Origin of the sequence: Achromobacter sp. ACM02, assembly GCF_014851605.1 — a bacterium.
Classification (GTDB): domain Bacteria; phylum Pseudomonadota; class Gammaproteobacteria; order Burkholderiales; family Burkholderiaceae_B; genus Achromobacter; species Achromobacter aegrifaciens.
In genome coordinates this window covers 277,671-295,611 of sequence record NZ_JACUZY010000001.1, presented here as the reverse complement: position 1 = coordinate 295,611, position 17,941 = coordinate 277,671, and the positions used below count along the sequence as shown (strand labels likewise).

Here is a 17,941-nt window from a genome sequence, read left to right as displayed (position 1 = left end):
TCAGTCCTGCTCGCGCTTGACCAGGTTGACGATGCTGGAGAAGTCCAGCTTGCCCGAACCGCCGGAGCTATGCAGCGAATACAGGTTGCGCGCCAGCTCCCCCAGCGGGATCGAGGCGCGCGCCGACAGGGCGGCCTCGGCCGCCAGGCCCAGGTCCTTGAGCATCAGGTCCACGCCGAAGCCGCCGGCGTAACCCTTGGAGGCCGGCGCGTGCTCCATCACGCCGGGCCAGGGGTTGTAGAGTTCCGTGGCCCAGTTGCGCCCGGAGCTCTTGGCGATGATGTCCGACAGCACCTTGGGATCCAGCCCGTTGGCCACGCCCAGGGCCAGGGCTTCGGAGGTGCCCGCCATCAGGATGCCCAACAGCATGTTGTTGCAGATCTTGGCCACCTGGCCGGCGCCGGCCGGGCCTGCGTGGAAAATGTTCTTGCCCATTTTTTCCAGCACCGGACGGGCGCGCTCCAGCGCCGCGGCCTGGCCGCCGACGATGAAGGTCAGCGTGCCGGCTGCTGCGCCACCCGTGCCGCCGGACACCGGCGCGTCGATCATGGCGATGCCGCGCACCTCGGCCGCCTGCGCCACTTTGCGCGCCGAGTCCGGCGCGATGGTGCTGCATTCGATGACCAGCGCGCTGGACGGGATCTTGCCCAGCAGGTCCTCGCCCAGGTACAGCCCTTCGACGTGCTTGCTGGCGGGCAGCATCGAAACCACCACCTCGGCGCCCTTGACGGCTTCCGAAGCGGACGCGGCGGCGCGGGCACCGGCGTCCGTCAGGGTCTTCACCGCTGCCGGCACCAGATCGAAAACCGTCACGCTATGTCCGGCCTTGACCAGATTCAATGCCATGGGCGCGCCCATATTGCCCAAACCGATAAACGCGATGCTGCTCATGATGTCTTGTCTCCTGTTGCTATTGCTATAGGTGTGAAACCATCGTGGTACTAGCGTTGCCGCGCCGGCGGGCGGCGGCCGGTCCGCCGCCGCGTCGCGCCTAGCGGCCTTCCTGGCCCAGGTCCGCCAACGGGTGGGGCTCGCCCTCGGGCCAGGGTTCGTCAAAGAATTTCTGCACCCAGGCGTCGGTCGCCATGTCGATGACGGCGGGATTCCAGCGCGGCTTCTTGTCCTTGTCGATCAGCAAGGCGCGGATGCCCTCGGCGAAATCGCCATGGGCGGTGCAGGCCAGCGCCGCGATGTACTCGGCACGGAAAACGTCGTCCAGCGAGCGCAGGCGCAGCCGCTGCTGCAGCGCGAACGACAGGCGCACCGATCCGGGCGAGCCGGCCAGCATCGTCTGCGCCGCGCGCGCCAGCCACGGATCCTCGTGGTCCTTCAGCGCGGCCAGTTCTTCGTAGATGTCGTCCAGGCGATTGCCGCTGCACAGGCTGTTGATCAGGAACGAGTGCTGCCGCAAGTTGCCCGGCGCCAGCGGCGTCTTGGGCTCCAGCGCCGTCAGGGCGCGGCGCAGCAGGCCGTCGTTGATCGCGCGCGGAGGAATGGCATCCTCCGCCGCGCCGGCCGCCTGGCCGGCCCAGGGCTGCTCTTCCAGCGAAGCCAGCAGCTTGGGCCAATCCGCGTGATCCAGGCGGAAGTCCGCCAGGCCCGCGAAGAAAGCGTCCGACGTGCCCAGCTGCGCGCCGGTCAAGGCCAGGAACAGTCCGATCCTGCCTGACATGCGGTTCAGCAGCCAGCTGCCGCCCACGTCCGGGAACAGGCCGATCGTGACCTCCGGCATCGCCAGGCGCGAGGTCTCGCTGACCACGCGGTGGCTGGCGCCCATCATCAGGCCGATGCCGCCGCCCATGACGATGCCATGGCCCCAGCACAGCACCGGCTTGGGATAGGTGTGGATGCGGTAGTCCAGCCGGTACTCGTGCTCGAAGAAGCGGCGCGCGTAGGCGTTGTTCCAGCCCGGCTTGCCGGCGTTTTCCGTCATGCTGCGGTACAGGCCATGCAGGTCTCCGCCCGCGCAGAAGGCCTTGTCGCCCGCACCCTGCAGGACCACCAGGGCCACGCCGGGATCGCGGGCCCAGGCGTCCAGCCGTTCGGCCAGCAGGTCCACCATTTCCAGCGACAGGCCGTTCAGGGTCTGCGGCGAATTCAGCGTCGCGATCCCGAACCGTACTCCATTGGCAGCGGTTTTTTCTTCGAACAGCACCGGTGCATTCATCTTATGTCGGCTCCTTTTTCCAACAATTGGCGGGCGATGATCACGCGCATGATCTCGTTGGTCCCCTCCAGAATCTGATGAACGCGAGTATCGCGCACCAGACGCTCCAAGGGATAGTCCCGCAGGTATCCGTAGCCGCCGTGGATCTGTTGCGCGTCCAGGCAGATCTGGAAACCCATGTCGGTGGCGAAGCGCTTGGCCATGGCGCAGTAGGTCGCCGCGTCCGGCGCCCCCGCATCCAGCTTGCAGGCCGCCAGGCGCACCATCTGGCGCGCCGCCACCAGGTGCGTCGCCATGTCGGCCAGCTTGAATTGCAGCGCCTGGAACTCGGCCAGGCGGCGGTTGAACTGCCGCCGTTCGTCCATGTAGCGCCGGGCGGCGTCCAGCGCGCCTTGCGCCGCGCCGACCGAGCAGGTGCCGATGTTGATGCGTCCGCCGTCCAGGCCCTTCATGGCGATCTTGAAGCCCTCGCCCTCCTGGCCCAGCATGTTGGCCGCCGGCACGCGCACGTTCTCGAAGGTGATGGGGCGCGTGGACTGGCTGTTCCAGCCCATCTTCTCTTCCTTGCGGCCATAGCCTATGCCCTCGCTGTCGGCCGGAATGGCGAACGCGCTGATGCCGCCCGCGCCCTCGCCGCCGGTGCGCGCCATGACCACCAGCAGGTCTGTGTCGCCGCCGCCCGAAATGAAGGCCTTGGCGCCGTTGACGATGTAGTCATCGCCCTGGCGCTGCGCCCGGGTCGACAGCGATGCGGCGTCCGAACCGGCGCCCGGCTCGGTCAGGCAATAGGACGCCAACTTCTGGCCGCTGGCCAGCAACGGCCCCCAGGCTTCGCGCAGCGCGGGCTGGCCCCACTTGCCGACCATCCAGGTGGCCATGTTGTGGATCGTGAGAAAGGCCGTGGTCGACGGGTCGACCGCCGCCATTTCCTCGAACACCAGGGTGGCATCCAGGCGCGGCAGGCCCAGCCCGCCGATGTCCTCGCTGGCATAGATGGCGCAAAAACCCATTTCGCCCGCACGGGCGAAGGCCTCGCGCGGGAAGATGCCTTCGGCGTCCCAGCGCGCCGCGTTGGGCGCCAGTTCGCCCTCGGCGTAGTCGCGCGCCGCCTGCGCAAAAGCGCGTTGCTCGTCGGTCAGTTCCAAGTCCACAGCCTGTCTCCTGTTGTACTGAGTATTGTCTGTTGGCGTTGCTGCCGTCTCGTGAACGCCAGCTCGTCGATTTTGACATGACGTTGACGTAAACGTAAATGCGTGACGGTGCCTATGTTACGCCGGAAGCGGCAAAGGAATTTGTCCTATTTGCGACATTGTGCGGGGCGGCGCGCCACCCCTCGGAGCGCTTCCCTACAGCAGCCCGGCCGGGCGCACCCTGCCGTTCTTGGCCGTCTTGGCGCGGCGGTGTTCGGCGCGGCGGCGCCGCGATTCCTTGGGATCAAAACTCAGGCCGCGGTAGATTTCCACCCGGTCGCCATCGGCCAGCCTGGCCTGCGGCTCGGTGGCGCGTCCGAAAATACCCACGCCCCGGCTCCAGGGCTGCACCACCGGAAAAGCCTGGGCAAAGCCGCTGGCCGCGAGCGCGTCGGCCACCGTGGCGCCGTCGGGCAGGCGCAATTCACGCAGCCAGACATGGCCCGGCAGGGCATAACAGACGCTGACGCCGATCTGCGCCGCGGACGGCTCATTCGCCATACTTGGCCTGCGCGCGCTTGGTGAAGGAATCGATGAAGCTGGTGGCGATGCGGTTGAACACCGGGCCCACCACCATTTCCAGCGCGCGGTTGGAAAACGCGTACTCCATGGTGAACAGGACCTTGCAGGCGTCCTCGGCCAGCGGCTGGAACTCCCAGTGCCCGACCAGACTGGAGAACGGGCCGTCGACCAGTTCCAGGTCGATCCGGTCGGGATAGGCATGGGTGTTGCGGGTGGTGAAGCGCTGCTTCATGCCCGCGAAGCTGATCAGGATGGAGGCCTGCATGCCGTGCTCGTCGCGGGTCTGCACCTCGGCGCCGCCGCACCAGGGCATGAACTCGGGGTACTTCTCCACGTCGGCGACCAGATCGAACATCTGGGCGGCGCTGTAAGGCACCAGGACGGATCGTTGTACTTTGTGCATCGACTATCGCAAATGGCTAGAATGGCACGATTTTACCGGCACAACACGACCTGGGGCCAAAATACGCCTAGCGCGGGCCCGCGGCACCCAGGCACAAGGGCTTTATGAGCATTATCGACAATCGCAAGGCCACGCACGACTATTTCATCGAAGACCGCTACGAGGCCGGCCTGGTGCTGCAAGGCTGGGAAGTCAAGGCGATCCGCGATGGCCGCGTGCAGCTCAAGGAAAGCTACGTCATCGTGCGCGACGGCGAGCTCTACCTGCTGGGCATGCACGTCAGCCCCCTGCCCACGGCCTCCACCCATATCCACCCCGACGCCATGCGCACGCGCAAGCTGCTGCTCAAGGCCGAGGAAATCAGCAAGCTCATCGGCAAGGTCGAGCAACGCGGCTACACGCTGGTGCCGCTCAACCTGCACTACAAGAACGGGCGCATCAAGCTGGACTTCGCGCTGGGCCGCGGCAAGAAGCTGTTCGACAAGCGCGATACCGCGCGCGAGAAAGACTGGCAGCGCGAGAAAGAGCGCATGATGAAGCACGACACCCGCGCCCCTCGCAAGGGCAAGGACGACTGATCAGGCGGCCTCGGGCAGCGTCTGGCGCTCGGCCTCCTGCCCCGGTCCCGTGATGCGGTTGCGCCCGGCCGACTTGGACGCATACAGCTTGCGGTCGGCCCGCTCGAAAAACGCCTGCAGGCTCTCTCCGGGCATCCAGTCCGCGACTCCGGCGCTGAACGTATAGGAAATGGTGCTGCCGCCGTGCGCACAGGGCGTGCGCCGCACCGAATCCAGCAGCCGCTCCGCCACATCCATCACTGCATCGCTGCGCATGTCCGGAAACAGCACCGCGAACTCCTCGCCGCCGACGCGCCCGACGTGGTCGCCAGTGCGCAGCGTGGCGGTCGCCAGCAGGCCGAAATGGCGCAGCACCGCATCCCCGGCCGCGTGGCCATGGGTATCGTTGATGCGCTTGAAATAGTCGATGTCCAGCAACAACAGCGTCAGCGGCCGCCGCGTGCGCAGCGCCTGGGCGCAATAGCGCTCGGCCTGCAGCCACCACGCCTTGCGCGACATCAGGCCCGTCAGGAAGTCGGTGCTGGCCTCCTGTTCGCGGTCGGCCAGCATGCGGTCGTGGATGATCATGATGGTGCCCAGGGTCAGGCATGGCATCGTCAGCACGCCCAGCGTCATGAACGCGACGTTCCATGCCGTGGGCAGCAGCAGGGCCTGCGCGATGGCGATGTCGAACATGTAGACGACGGCCCGCGTTGCGCACACCAGCGCGGAGATCAGGGCCACCACGCGCACGAAATGGTAGCTGTAGCGCGACCGGTTCATCGGCATGCCGCGCTTGACCGTCATGGCAATGGCCACCATGAACCCGAACATCAGCCAGGACATGACCACCATGCGCGGCCCGACCTGGGGATCGATATAGGTGTAGTACGCCAGCGCCAGCAGCGCCGTACAGGAAGCCAGCGCCATGAGACGCTTGGGCACGGTCAGGCCGACCAGCCGGCGCAATCCCGTGTAGTAGGCGCAAAGCGCCAGGGCAACGGCGGTGTTCGCCGCCATCACCGACACCCACAGCGGCGCCTCGGTGACCTGGAAGGCGTAAAGCCCGAAAGCCGCCAGCGTCAGCAGGTTGGCGCGTATCGCCTCCTTGATGCCCGCCATGCCGCTGCGGGCCAGCGACCCCAGCACGCACAGCGCAAGCACTCCCGCCAATGCTGCTATCAAAAGCAAGTTAACGGGAGCGATCATCGTTAGGCGCCGCCAGGCGCGGTTATCAGCTGTTGCGGGTGGACTTCACGATGGTCATGGCGGAGGCGATCATGCCGCCCACGTCCGCCAGGTTCGCCGGCAGGATCAAGGTGTTGCCTTCCTTGGCGACATTGCCGAAGGCCTCGACGTAGCGCTCGGCCACCTTCAGGTTCACCGCTTCCATGCCGCCCGGCTGGCGCACGGAGTCCGCCACCTGGGTGATGGCCTTGGCGGTGGCCTCGGCGATCGCCAGCACCGCGGCGGCCTCGCCCTGGGCCTGGTTGATCTGGGCCTGCTTCTCGCCTTCGGAACGGGCGATGGCGGCTTCGCGCTCGCCGGTGGCGATATTGATCTGTTCCTGGCGGCGGCCTTCCGAGGCCGCGATCAGCGCGCGCTTTTCACGTTCGGCGGTGATCTGCGCCTGCATCGCGCGCAGGATCTCGTTGGGCGGCGTCAAGTCCTTGATCTCGTAGCGCAGCACCTTCACGCCCCAGTTCAGCGCCGCCTCGTCCAGCGAAGAGACGATGTTGCTGTTGATGGAGTCGCGCTCTTCGAAGGTGCGGTCCAGTTCCATCTTGCCGATGACCGAACGCAGGGTCGTCTGCGCCAGCTGGGTGATGGCCGAGATGTAGTTCGACGAGCCATACGACGCGCGCATCGGATCGGTCACCTGGAAATACAGCACGCCGTCGACCTGCAGCTGCGTGTTGTCGCGCGTGATGCAGACCTGGCTGGGCACGTCCAGCGGGATTTCCTTGAGCGAGTGCTTGTACGACACGCGCTCGATGAACGGAATGACGAAGCCCGCGCCGGGCGACAGGACCCGGTCGAACTTGCCCAGGCGCTCGACCACCCAGGCGTGCTGCTGAGGCACGATGGCGATCGCCTTGATGACTATCAGTATCGCCAGCGCGACGATGACGAGCAGGACGATGGTGGATGTATCGATCATCATGATTCGGAGCCTCTCCTTCTGGTAAATACATATGCGGGAAACGTCCGGACCTTGCGGACGCCCGCAGCCGGTCCCGCCCGCGGCGGGATGGCCTTCGTCAGACCGAACCCGGCACGCCCCTGGGGGCCAGCACCAGGATCGAGCCGCGCATTTCGATGATGGTTTGTTCTCCGGCCACGGGCGGCTGGCCCTGGGCCAGCTCTGCCTGCCAGTGCGCGCCGCGGTACCAGACGCGCGCGGTGCCCTGGTCGGACCAGGCTTCTACCGACACCGTCTGGCCGATGTCCAGGTTGACGTCGGCATTGCGGGCGGAATCGACCTCGCGCTTTTTCAGCACGCGGGTCTTGCGCAGCACCAGCAAACCCAGCAGCAGCACGATGCCGCAGCCTACCAGTTGCCATTCCAGGCCTGCGCCGAACCATGCGGCGACACCCCCCGCCGCCAGCCCCAGGGCCACCAGCAGCAGATAGAAAGTGCCGGTCGCCAATTCCCCGATCAGGGCCAGCGCAGCCAATCCCAGCCAAATCCACATAGTCTTCGTTCGCCCGAAAGGATGAGTCTCTGAGCGGAATTGTACGTATTTCCGGGACGGAACGGAAAAGCGCCTTTCATCACGGATCGGAGGGCTGGATTATGATGTGCGCTGGCGGTGGATCTCCCCCTGGAACCCGGCGCCCGCATCCTTTACGCACAAGCCCCCAATGACCGCTGCAATACCCACCGCTCTCCCCGTCCTGATCCTGCACACCGGCGATCCGGACGACACGCTCAAAAGCCAGTTCGGCGGCTATGCCGAACAACTCGCGCAGGCCGCCGGCCTGACCGCCGAGGCCATGGAAATCGTGCCCGTCCATGAAGGCAAGCGGCCGCAGGCTCCCGCCCGTTATCGCGCCGCGCTGATCACGGGTTCGCCCGCCATGGTGACCGACAAGGAACCCTGGAGCGAGGACACCGCCGCCTGGCTGCGCGAAGCCGCCGCAGCCGGCCTGCCCATGTTCGGCGTCTGCTACGGCCATCAGTTGCTGGCCTACGCGCTGGGCGGCAAGGTCGGCTACAACCCCGCCGGGCGCGAAGTCGGCACCCAGACCGTGGAACTGCTGCCGCCCGCGGCCGGCGACAAGCTGCTGGCCGGACTGCCGTCCACCTTCCCCGCCCAGATGCTGCATGCGCAGACCGTGCTGCAGCCGCCGCCTGGCGCCGCCGTGCTGGCGCGCTCGGACCTGGACGAACACCAGATGATCCGCATCGGCCGCAACGTGTTCTCGACCCAGTTCCATCCCGAATTCGGCCCTGACTTCATCCGCGCCCATCTGGAACGCTTCGGCCGCCGCTATGCGGCTGAAAATCTCGACGTCCCGGGGCTGTCCGCCAATGTCCGCGCCACGCCCGTCGCGGGCGGCCTCCTGCGGCGCTTTCTGGACGCCTACGCACCCGCGTAGCGCCCCGCGCGGCCACCGCGCAATATACGGAGTGCGGCGGCGGAAGGCTTTTGAGACGATGGGTCCAAGCGCGCGAATCCACGCGCAACAGGAGCTTTTTCATGAACCAAGCCGCCGCCCTGAGCAAACAGCACGCCGCCGCCATCGAGCGCGCCTGCCGCGCCCTGGAAGCCGAGCAGCCGCCGGATCTGTCCACCCTGGCCGAACAGGCCGGCATGAGCCGCTTCCATTTCCACCGCGTCTTCAAGGCGGCCACCGGCATCACCCCCAAGGCCTACGCCGACGCCCTGCGCGCCAGCCGCGCCCGCCAGCATCTGAAGCAGAGCGCGAGCGTCACGGACGCCATGTACGACGCCGGCTTCAATTCCAGCGGCCGCTTCTACGAAGCCGCTCCCGCCATCCTGGGCATGACGCCCACCGCCTTTCGCAAGAGTGGCGAGGGCGTGGATATCCGCTTCGCGGTGGCGCAATGCTCCCTGGGCGCGCTGCTGGTGGCGGCAAGCGATACCGGCATCTGCGAAATCGCGCTGCACGAAGACCCGGAACAATTGGTGCGCAACCTGCAGGACCGCTTCAAGGCCGCCCGCCTGATCGGCGCGGACGCGCAATTCGAAGGCTGGGTGGCGGCCGTGGTGGGCTTCGTCGAAGACCCCTCTCGCGGCCTGGACCTGCCCCTGGACGTACGCGGCACGGCCTTCCAGCGCCAGGTATGGCAAGCCCTGCGCGAGATCCCCGTGGGTGAAACCGCCACCTATACCGACATCGCCGAACGCATCGGCTCCCCACGCGCCGTGCGCGCCGTGGCCCGCGCCTGCGCCACCAACAACATCGCGCTGGCCATTCCCTGCCACCGGGTGGTGCGCACGGATGGCTCGCTGGCTGGCTACCGCTGGGGCATAGACCGCAAGCGCGAATTGATTGCGCGCGAAGCGCTGGCGGCGTAGCCCTTTCCCGCCTGCACGCATAAAAAAACCCCGCGCCCTTGCAGGCGCGGGGTTTTCACATCGGCAAACCGATCAGCTCTTGGCCAGGCGCTGCCAGGTATCGACAACGGTGTCCGGGTTGAGCGACATCGACAGGATGCCCTCTTCCTTCAGCCATTGCGCGAAGTCCGGGTGATCGCTGGGGCCTTGGCCGCAGATGCCCACGTACTTGTTGGCGGCCAGGCAAGCCTTGATCGCGCGGCGCAGCATGAACTTCACGGCCTCGTCGCGTTCGTCGAAGTCGGCGGCCAGCAGCTCCATGCCCGAATCGCGATCCAGGCCCAGCGTCAGCTGGGTCATGTCGTTCGAACCGATCGAGAAGCCGTCGAAGTACTGCAGGAATTCGTCGGCCAGGATGGCGTTGGACGGCACTTCGCACATCATGATGAGCTTCAGGCCGTTTTCGCCGCGCGCCAGGCCGTGCTTGGCCAGCAGGTCCACGACCTTGGCCGCCTGGCCCAGGGTGCGGACGAAGGGCACCATGATCTCGACGTTGGTCAGGCCCATTTCATCGCGCACCTTCTTGAGCGCTTCGCATTCCATGCGGAAGCACTCGGCGAAGTCCTCGGCGATGTAGCGCGACGCGCCGCGGAAGCCCAGCATGGGGTTTTCTTCCTCGGGCTCGTAGCGCGAACCGCCGACCAGCTTGCGGTACTCATTGGACTTGAAGTCCGACATGCGCACGATGACGGGCTTGGGGTAGAAGGCGGCGGCGATGGTCGCCACGCCTTCGGCCATCTTCTCGACGAAGAAGGCGCGCGGGCTGGCATGGCCGCGAGCGGCCGATTCCACGGCCTTCTTCAGTTCGCCATCAACGTTCGGGTAGTCCAGCACCGCCTTGGGGTGGATGCCGATGTTGTTGTTGATGATGAATTCCAGGCGGGCCAGGCCCACGCCGCCGTTGGGGATCTGGGCGAAGTCGAAAGCCAGCTGCGGGTTGCCCACGTTCATCATGATCTTCAGATCGATGGGGGGCATGTCGCCGCGACGCACTTCTTCCACTTCGGTTTCGATCAGGCCGTCATAGATGCGGCCTTCGTCGCCCTCGGCGCAAGACACGGTCACGGCCTGGCCTTCCTTGAGCAGGTCGGTCGCGTTGCCGCAGCCCACGACTGCCGGAATGCCCAGCTCGCGCGCGATGATCGCCGCGTGGCAGGTGCGGCCGCCGCGGTTGGTGACGATGGCCGAGGCGCGCTTCATCACGGGCTCCCAGTTGGGATCCGTCATGTCGGTGACCAGAACGTCGCCGGGCTGGACCTTGTCCATGTCGGAGATGTCGCCGACCACGCGCACCGGACCCGCGCCGATCTTCTGGCCGATCGCGCGGCCGGTGATCAGGACCTGGCCGGTGGCCTTCAGGCGGTAGCGCTGCTGCACGTCGTTGGCGCCCTGCTGCGACTTCACCGTTTCCGGACGCGCCTGCAGGATGTAGATCTTGCCGTCGATGCCGTCGCGGCCCCACTCGATGTCCATCGGGCGGCCGTAGTGCTTTTCAATGATGACGGCGTAGCGAGCCAGCTCGTTGACCTCGTCGTCGGTCAGCGAATAGCGGTTGCGCTCGGACACCGGCACGTCGACCGTGCGCACGGCGCGGCCTTCGGGACGCTCGGGATCGAACTCCATCTTGATCAGCTTGGAGCCGATGCGACGACCCACGATCGGGTAGTGGCCCTGGGCCAGCGTCGGCTTGAAGACGTAGAACTCGTCGGGGTTGACCGCGCCCTGCACCACCGTTTCGCCCAGGCCGTAGGACGAGGTGATGAAGACCACGTCCTGGAAGCCCGATTCCGTGTCGATGGTAAACATGACGCCGGCGCTGCCCTTGTCGGAACGCACCATGCGCTGGATGCCGGCCGACAGCGCGACGTCGGCGTGGGCGTAGCCCTTGTGCACGCGATAGGAAATGGCGCGGTCGTTGTACAGCGACGCGAACACGTGGCGGATCTTGTCCAGCACGTCGTCGATGCCGACGACGTTCAGGAAGGTTTCCTGCTGGCCGGCGAACGAAGCGTCGGGCAGGTCTTCGGCGGTGGCGGAGGAGCGCACGGCGAACGAGCCCTTGCCATCAGCGTCGAGCTTGGCAAAGGCGGTACGGATCTGCGATTCGAACTCGGGCGAGAACGGCGCGTCGATGATCCATTGACGGATCTGCGAGCCGGCGTTGGCCAGTTCGCGCACGTCTTCGGGGTTCAGCGTGGTCAGGCGTTCGGCGATGCGCTTGTCCAGGCCGGAGGCCTTGAGGAAGTCGCGGAAAGCATCAGCGGTCGTGGCAAAGCCGCCCGGCACGCGGACACCCGCGCCAGACAGCTGGCTGATCATTTCCCCTAGTGATGCGTTCTTGCCTCCTACCGAGTCCACGTCCGTCATGCGGAGCTGCTCGAACAAAACAACGTACGACATTGAAGTCACCTTTTACAATGGAATGAAAGCGAGTTTGGTCAATGCGTCGGAAAGCTGGATCACAGCCCCGATTTACGCGCTGACCAAACTGGCCTTGGACCGCCCTTGGGGTGACTTATAGGGGCCTGATTGTACTCGGTGGAGTGCGTCCGGCCATCTGCCTGGTTGGAATTTTTTACACATGACATCTACCCCGATCGTACGCACGGTATACATCGTTTCCGACAGTACCGGCATCACCGCAGAAACCTTCAGCCAGTCAGTGCTTTCGCAGTTTGAAGAGGTCAATTTCAAGCCTGTCCGCCTGCCCTTTGTCGACACGCTGGAAAAGGCCGCGGAAGTGGCCATGCGCATCGATCGCAGCGCCCAGGAGGCCGGTGTTCCCCCGATCGTGTTCAGCACCCTGGTCAATCCGGACATCCTGGCACGCGTTCGCCAGGCGAACGGCGTTTTCCTGGACCTGTTTGGCACTTTCGTCAGCCACATCGAGCAGGCGCTGGGCCTGAAGTCCAGCCATTCCATCGGCCGCTCGCACATGCAGGCCAATTCGGAAAAATACCGCAACCGCATCGACGCCATCAACTTCAGCCTGGCGCATGACGACGGCCAGTTCGTCAACCAGCTGGACCAGGCGGACGTGATCCTGGTCGGCGTATCGCGCTGCGGCAAGACGCCCACCAGCCTGTACCTAGCCATGCAATACGCCATCAAGGCCGCCAACTTCCCGCTGACGCCGGACGATTTCGAGCGCGGCACCCTGCCCTCGACCATCGCCCCGCACCGCGGCAAGCTGTTCGGCCTGTCGATCCAGCCCGAGCGCCTGGCCGAAGTCCGCAACGAGCGCCGCCCCAACAGCCGCTACGCGCAGCTGGAGCAATGCCGCTACGAAGTGGCCGAGGCCGAACGCATGATGCGCCGCGAGGGCATTTCCTGGCTGTCCAGCACCACCAAATCGATCGAGGAGATCGCCACCACGGTGCTGCAGGAAGTCGGCCTGGACCGGGGCTGAAAACGACAAGGGCGCGCCCATGGCGCGCCCTTTCCTGCAACGTGCTCCGGATCAGGGACGCAGCTTGACGCGTTCGCGCGAGCCCGCGCCCCAGTACTTCAGCGGTCCCATTTCCTGTTGGGCGGTCGCCTCCGAGTCTTCCAGGCGCATGTCCTGGCGACCCATATTGGACGAATTGCCGCTCACGCCTTCGATGCTCAAGCGCACGTAACGGGTCTGGCCCGGGGCCAGCGTGAACGACAGTTGTTCGTCGTCGCGCAAGGTGTCGACCACGTACTGGCCGGCAGGCCGGTTCACGTAAAAGAAGCTGCCCGGCTTGGAACGGCCGACCTTGACGCCGTTCACGCGCAGGTATGGCTGGGCCGACACCACGCCAACCGGCGCCGGCGGCTGGTAGAAGTAGATCCGCCCCGTTTCCGGCACCATCATGGGGATGGTGCTGGCGACGTCCTTGTACCGGGGTCCGCCGCAACCTGCCAACAAGGCCGCGCCCAGCACGGCGGCAGCCACCATCTTGAACCTGCGCTTCATTCCGTCTTCTCCGATTTGCCGATCCCGCTGGCCACCCAACATGATTGGTCCAGGCGCGAAAGTATGTGAATGAATTTAAACACTACATATTGTAATTTTACTCATAGCGCAGCGGCTCGCGCTCGCGGCGTCCCGCACCCCAATAGCGCAGGTCAGACATCGCCTGCACGGCTACGTCAGCGGAGCCCTCCAACCTCAGGACCTGCCTGCCGCCCGCAATATCGACGCGCACGTATTGGGTCTGCCCGGCGGCCAGCGGAACCTTGAGCGCGTCCTTGCGCTCCTTGCGGTCAGTGGCGGTGATCACTTCCACCTCGCCGGGCGCGCGGTCCACGAAGAAGAAACGACCGGATTTGGAGCGACCGACCTTGCGGCCGTCGACCAGGATCGCGGGCTGCGCGACCTTGTCGCCGTTGGACGTCACGGGCTGGTAGAAGTAAATCCGGCCTTCCGCAGCCTCCAGCGCCGGGATGCGGTCCGCCACATCGCCATACCGGGGACCGGCGCACGCAGAAAGCAACACCGCCGCGCCCAGCGCGGCAAGACTCGATTTGATCCAGCTTTTCATGTCCCGTCCTTGATCGGATCCCGGCCGCCAGACGCGGCTCAGGACCGCTCCGGCTCGGGCAAACGGGGCAGTATAAACAGGGGACGGTGCCCGCAATCCGCGGAAAAGCGGCGAAACGAAGGGCAGATCGGCGTTCAGTCCGGCTTGCCGCGCAAAGCCTGGCGCCGCTGCTCGAAAAGGCAGATCGCGGCTGCGGCGCCCACATTGAGCGATTCCACCGCCACCATGTCGTGCGGAATACGCACCTTGAGGCTGGCGGCGGCAATCAGCTCCGCTGCCACGCCCTGGCCTTCGTGGCCGAACACCCAGGCGCAACGTTCCGGCAACAAGCCTTCGTACAGATCGCGCGCGCCGTCCAGCGCGGTCGCCACCAGCGGCACCTTCAGCCGCGGCAGCAAGGCAGCCAGATCCACGTGTTCGTGGATGGCCAAGGCGAAATGGGCGCCCTGGCCGCTGCGCAGCACCTTGGGAGACCAGGCCGCGGCCGTGCCCGTGGCCAGGAAGACGCGCTTCACGCCCGCTGCGGCGCAGGTGCGCAGCAACGTGCCGACATTGCCGGGATCCTGGATGCGGTCGAACAGCACGCAGTTCTCGTCCACAGCGTCAGGCAAGTCCAGAACCGGCGGCGTCACCTGAAAGGCCACGCCCTGCCCGCTTTCCACGGCTGCCAGGGACTGCATCAAGCGCGCGTCCAGGGCCAGGCAGTCGCGGTCCGGCACAGCGGCCGCAAGCGCCGCTATGTCGGGCTGGGACAAGCGCTCCACATCGAAGATGGCCTGATCGGGCGCGCCGTGATGCTGCAGCCAGGCCTGGCACAGGTGGACGCCATCCAGCAGCACCGGCGCGCCGCGCTTGCCCGCCGTGCCGGCCAGCTTGGCCAGCGCCTTGACTGCGGGATTGTCGCGAGAACTGATGTGCTTCATGAAGTCAGGCCGAAGGCCTTGATGGGGGCGAAGCTGCGCCGATGTTCGGCGCAGGGGCCGTGCTCGCGCAGCATCTCCAGATGCAGCGGGGTGCCATAACCCTTGTGCTGATCGAAGGCATATTGGGGATAGAGGGCATGCAGGCGCAGCAGGTCTGCATCGCGCGCGGTCTTGGCAAGAATGGAAGCCGCGGAAATCGCGGGCACCAGGGCGTCGCCCTTGATGACGGTCTGCACGGTGCAGCCGAGCTTGGGAGCCTGGTTGCCATCCACCAGCGCCAACTGCGGCAAGGTGGACAAGCCCTGCACCGCGCGCTGCATCGACAGCATCGTGGCGCGCAGGATGTTCATGCTGTCGATCTCGGCAACGCTGGCGCTGGCGATGCACCAGGCCACGGCAAATTCCTGGATCTCGAGCGCCAGCGCCTCGCGCGTGGCGGCCTTGAGCACCTTGGAATCCGCCAGGCCCGCGATGGGCCGGCCCGGATCCAGAATGACCGCCGCCGCGTACACGGCGCCCGCCAGCGGGCCGCGGCCCGCCTCGTCCACGCCTGCCGTGATCATGACGGGCTGTTCAGGAGCCGCGAACAGGTCAGGCTGCTCCACCGGCCACCTCCAGGATCGCCTGCGCAGCCAGCGCGGGCGTGTCGCGCAGCAGCTCCTGATGCAGGGCGGTAAAGCGGGCTTCGATGCGCGCCCTGCCCGCGTCGTCGGTCAGGGACGTCCAGGTCGCCTCCGCGAGTTTCTCGGGCGTGGCGTCGTCCTGCAGCAGCTCCGGCACGGCAAAATCGCGCAGCAGTACGTTCGGCAACCCCACCCAGGGCAGGTAGGGACGCTGCTGGCCGGACTTCCAGGCCATGATGCGGCGCATCCAGGGCGACAGCACGTAGGAAATCACCATGGGCCGCTTGTACAGCGCCGTTTCCAGGGTGGCGGTGCCGCTGGCCACCAGCACTGCCGTGGCCGCTTCCATGACGGACCAGGCCACGGGCGCCTGGCGCTCTCCGCCCTCGCCGTGCAGATCGTTCGCGGTGACGCAGCGCAGTCCAGGCACGGGGTATTGGGCCAGGATGGCCTGGAACTCCGCGCGCCGCTGGTCGTTGACCATGGGGACGACGCATTGCAGGGCCGGATCCTTCTTCTGCAGGATCTGCGCGGCTTGCAGGAAGCGCGGCGCCAGCAGACGGATCTCCGACGAGCGGCTACCCGGCAGGATCGCCAGCACGCGCGCATTCTGGTCGATGCCCAGGCGCTCGCGCGCCGCGGCGCGGTCGGGCTGCATGGGCACGGCGCCAGCCAGCGGATGGCCCACATAGGTGACCGGAATGCCTTCCTTGCGGTAGATCTCTTCCTCGAACGGGAACAGCACCAGCATGTGCGACACCGACTCGCGGATCTTATGGATCCGCTCATAGCGCCAGGCCCAGATCGACGGTCCGACGAAATGCACGGTGGGCGTGCCCGCCTGGCGCAACTGGTGTTCCAGCCGCAGATTGAAGTCCGGCGCATCGATACCGACGAACACGGCGGGCGGCTGCGCCAACCAGCGCCGCTTGACGTCGCGATAGGTGCCAAGCAGGCTGGGCAGGCGCTTGAGCGCGTCGACATAGCCGAACACGGTCAAGGCATGCATGGGGTGCCAGGTATCGAAGCCGCGGGCCTGCATTTGCGGCCCGCCGATACCCTCGCAGCGCACGCCGGCGTCGCGCGCTTGCAGACCGGCAATGATGCGACCGGCCAGCAGGTCGCCCGAAGGCTCGCCGGCCACCATGCCGATCCGAGCGTTCATGGACGGATGATGCCGCGGCTCGCGACGTCCAGGAAGTCGAGCATGGTCTGCAGGTGCGGGGCGACCTCGGGCTCCGCCTGCTGGCGGGCGCGCAGTTCGGCCCGCGCCGCGTCCAGGGACAGGCCCCGGCGGTAAATGATCTTGTAGGCGTCGCGCAGCGCCGCAATGTCGGCGGCCGTAAAGCCGCGGCGCTTCAGTCCTTCGACGTTGACGCCCACCGGACGGCACGGATTGCCCGCAGCCAGCACGAACGGCGGCGTGTCCTGCATCAGGGAGCTGTTGCCGCCCGTCATGCTGTGCGCGCCGATGCGCGAAAACTGGTGCACGCCGGTCAGGCCGCCCACGATGGCCCAATCGCCAACGTGGACGTGGCCGCCCAGCTGCACCGAATTGGCCAGGATGGTGTTGCTGCCGATGTGGCAATCGTGTGCAACGTGCACGTACGCCATGACCCAGTTGTCGTCGGCAATCGTCGTAACGCCGCCGTCCTGCACGGTGCCCGTGTTGAGCGTGACGAATTCCCGGAACGTATTGCGGTCGCCGATTTCCAGGCGGGTAGGCTCGCCCTGGTACTTCTTGTCCTGCGGCATGCCGCCAATCGAGCAGTACCGGTAGAAACGGTTGTCGCGCCCGATGGTCGTCACCCCGTCCACCATGCAGTACGGGCCGATCTCGGTGCCCGCGCCTATGGTCACGTTGGGACCGATGGTCGCGAACGGACCGACCACGACGGTCGGGTCGAGCTTTGCCGCCGGATCAACGACGGCGGTGGGGTGAATGTTTCCTGCCATTTACTCTTCCAGGCTGCGAATCGCGCACATCAGCTTGGCCGAAGCGACTTCCTGGCCATCCACCGTCGCGCGCGCTTGATACTTACAGATGCTGCGGCTCAGGCGTTCGGCTTCGACCTCGATGCGCAACTGGTCGCCCGGCACCACGGGGCGGCGGAAACGCGCGCCGTCGATGCCGACCAGGTAATACGCGGTCTTGGAACCTTCGCACTTCAGGCCGCCATTCTCGTCGGTGAACGAGAACAGGGCGGAGGCCTGAGCCATGGCTTCCACGATGAGCACGCCCGGCATCACCGGGTGGTGCGGGAAATGGCCGTTGAAAAACGGTTCATTGATCGAGACGTTCTTGATGGCCACGATGGACTTGCCAGGCACCATTTCGACGACGCGGTCAATCAGCAGCATCGGATAACGATGCGGCAGCCTCTCCATGATCCCCTTGATGTCGAGTTCCATTTTTCTATGCTTTCCTGCGAAGTAAAGTAATTGTGCGGCGCGGACGCGCC

The 17,941-nt window shown here is 66.1% G+C and carries 20 protein-coding genes; 4 read left to right on the top strand and 16 right to left on the bottom strand.

Annotation, left to right across the window (positions count from 1 at the left end):
* The 5 genes from mmsB to IB258_RS01320 all read right to left on the bottom strand — a co-directional run bounded on the left by mmsB (position 1) and on the right by IB258_RS01320 (position 4,282).
* Positions 1-891 (bottom strand): 3-hydroxyisobutyrate dehydrogenase, encoded by an 891-nt coding sequence (gene mmsB, locus IB258_RS01340; protein ID WP_054456742.1) that lies wholly within the window; start codon positions 889-891, stop codon positions 1-3.
* Positions 892-991: 100 nt separating this feature from the next.
* Positions 992-2,167 carry an enoyl-CoA hydratase/isomerase family protein gene (locus IB258_RS01335; protein ID WP_054456741.1) on the bottom strand — a complete coding sequence of 392 codons (1,176 nt, stop codon included), beginning with the start codon at positions 2,165-2,167 and terminating at the stop codon, positions 992-994.
* Positions 2,164-3,318 carry an acyl-CoA dehydrogenase family protein gene (locus IB258_RS01330; protein ID WP_054456740.1) on the bottom strand — a complete coding sequence of 385 codons (1,155 nt, stop codon included), beginning with the start codon at positions 3,316-3,318 and terminating at the stop codon, positions 2,164-2,166. The genes IB258_RS01335 and IB258_RS01330 overlap by 4 nt, the downstream gene beginning before the upstream one ends.
* A gap of 195 nt (positions 3,319-3,513) precedes the next feature.
* Entirely contained in the window at positions 3,514-3,858 is a 345-nt protein-coding gene (locus IB258_RS01325) for an RnfH family protein (RefSeq protein ID WP_054456739.1), read from the bottom strand.
* Positions 3,848-4,282, bottom strand: coding sequence for a type II toxin-antitoxin system RatA family toxin (locus tag IB258_RS01320; protein ID WP_042793335.1), 435 nt, complete (start codon positions 4,280-4,282; stop codon positions 3,848-3,850). The genes IB258_RS01325 and IB258_RS01320 overlap by 11 nt, the downstream gene beginning before the upstream one ends.
* Before the next feature lie 104 nt (positions 4,283-4,386).
* Here IB258_RS01320 and smpB point away from each other — a divergent pair, with 104 nt between their 5' ends.
* Entirely contained in the window at positions 4,387-4,860 is a 474-nt protein-coding gene (smpB, locus tag IB258_RS01315; RefSeq protein WP_054456738.1) for an SsrA-binding protein SmpB, read from the top strand.
* Here smpB and IB258_RS01310 read toward each other — a convergent pair whose 3' ends face one another.
* The 3 genes from IB258_RS01310 to IB258_RS01300 all read right to left on the bottom strand — a co-directional run bounded on the left by IB258_RS01310 (position 4,861) and on the right by IB258_RS01300 (position 7,535).
* Complete coding sequence (locus IB258_RS01310) at positions 4,861-6,048, bottom strand: GGDEF domain-containing protein (RefSeq protein ID WP_054456737.1); 1,188 nt, start codon at positions 6,046-6,048, stop codon at positions 4,861-4,863. It abuts the gene before it with no gap.
* Positions 6,049-6,073: 25 nt separating this feature from the next.
* Positions 6,074-7,000: an SPFH domain-containing protein gene (locus IB258_RS01305; RefSeq protein WP_054456873.1), complete on the bottom strand. Its 927-nt coding sequence runs from the start codon at positions 6,998-7,000 to the stop codon at positions 6,074-6,076.
* Positions 7,001-7,100: 100 nt separating this feature from the next.
* Positions 7,101-7,535 (bottom strand): NfeD family protein, encoded by a 435-nt coding sequence (locus tag IB258_RS01300; RefSeq protein ID WP_054456736.1) that lies wholly within the window; start codon positions 7,533-7,535, stop codon positions 7,101-7,103.
* 169 nt (positions 7,536-7,704) lie between these two features.
* Here IB258_RS01300 and IB258_RS01295 point away from each other — a divergent pair, with 169 nt between their 5' ends.
* Positions 7,705-8,442, top strand: coding sequence for a glutamine amidotransferase (locus tag IB258_RS01295; protein WP_054456735.1), 738 nt, complete (start codon positions 7,705-7,707; stop codon positions 8,440-8,442).
* Between the two features lie 101 nt (positions 8,443-8,543).
* Positions 8,544-9,386, top strand: a complete 843-nt coding sequence (locus IB258_RS01290) for a bifunctional transcriptional activator/DNA repair enzyme AdaA (RefSeq protein ID WP_054456734.1) — start codon at positions 8,544-8,546, stop codon at positions 9,384-9,386.
* A 72-nt stretch (positions 9,387-9,458) separates the two neighbouring features.
* Here the strand turns inward: IB258_RS01290 and ppsA are convergent, their stop codons facing one another.
* Positions 9,459-11,825, bottom strand: a complete 2,367-nt coding sequence (gene ppsA / locus IB258_RS01285; protein ID WP_054456733.1) for a phosphoenolpyruvate synthase — start codon at positions 11,823-11,825, stop codon at positions 9,459-9,461.
* Positions 11,826-12,006: 181 nt separating this feature from the next.
* On the opposite strand from ppsA, the gene IB258_RS01280 reads away from it, so the two are divergent.
* A complete protein-coding gene (locus tag IB258_RS01280; RefSeq protein ID WP_042793329.1) occupies positions 12,007-12,834 on the top strand; it encodes a pyruvate, water dikinase regulatory protein in 828 nt (275 codons plus the stop codon).
* A 51-nt stretch (positions 12,835-12,885) separates the two neighbouring features.
* Here the strand turns inward: IB258_RS01280 and IB258_RS01275 are convergent, their stop codons facing one another.
* The 7 genes from IB258_RS01275 to fabZ form a co-directional block, all read right to left on the bottom strand.
* The gene (locus tag IB258_RS01275) at positions 12,886-13,365 is read right to left on the bottom strand and encodes a DUF2846 domain-containing protein (protein ID WP_054456732.1); all 480 of its coding nucleotides are present in this window, start codon (positions 13,363-13,365) and stop codon (positions 12,886-12,888) included.
* A 97-nt stretch (positions 13,366-13,462) separates the two neighbouring features.
* Complete coding sequence (locus IB258_RS01270) at positions 13,463-13,933, bottom strand: DUF2846 domain-containing protein (protein ID WP_054456731.1); 471 nt, start codon at positions 13,931-13,933, stop codon at positions 13,463-13,465.
* A 134-nt stretch (positions 13,934-14,067) separates the two neighbouring features.
* Positions 14,068-14,856, bottom strand: coding sequence for an RNA methyltransferase (locus IB258_RS01265; protein ID WP_125470833.1), 789 nt, complete (start codon positions 14,854-14,856; stop codon positions 14,068-14,070).
* Complete coding sequence (rnhB, locus tag IB258_RS01260; RefSeq protein WP_370539799.1) at positions 14,853-15,461, bottom strand: ribonuclease HII; 609 nt, start codon at positions 15,459-15,461, stop codon at positions 14,853-14,855. The genes IB258_RS01265 and rnhB overlap by 4 nt, the downstream gene beginning before the upstream one ends.
* On the bottom strand, positions 15,448-16,644 hold the full coding sequence (lpxB, locus tag IB258_RS01255) for a lipid-A-disaccharide synthase (protein WP_125470834.1): 1,197 nt from the start codon (positions 16,642-16,644) through the stop codon (positions 15,448-15,450). Before lpxB ends, rnhB begins: the two co-directional genes overlap by 14 nt.
* Entirely contained in the window at positions 16,641-17,435 is a 795-nt protein-coding gene (gene lpxA, locus IB258_RS01250) for an acyl-ACP--UDP-N-acetylglucosamine O-acyltransferase (protein ID WP_125470835.1), read from the bottom strand. Before lpxA ends, lpxB begins: the two co-directional genes overlap by 4 nt.
* On the bottom strand, positions 17,436-17,891 hold the full coding sequence (fabZ, locus tag IB258_RS01245) for a 3-hydroxyacyl-ACP dehydratase FabZ (RefSeq protein ID WP_008167730.1): 456 nt from the start codon (positions 17,889-17,891) through the stop codon (positions 17,436-17,438). It lies immediately after the preceding gene.
* Positions 17,892-17,941 lie beyond the last annotated feature (50 nt).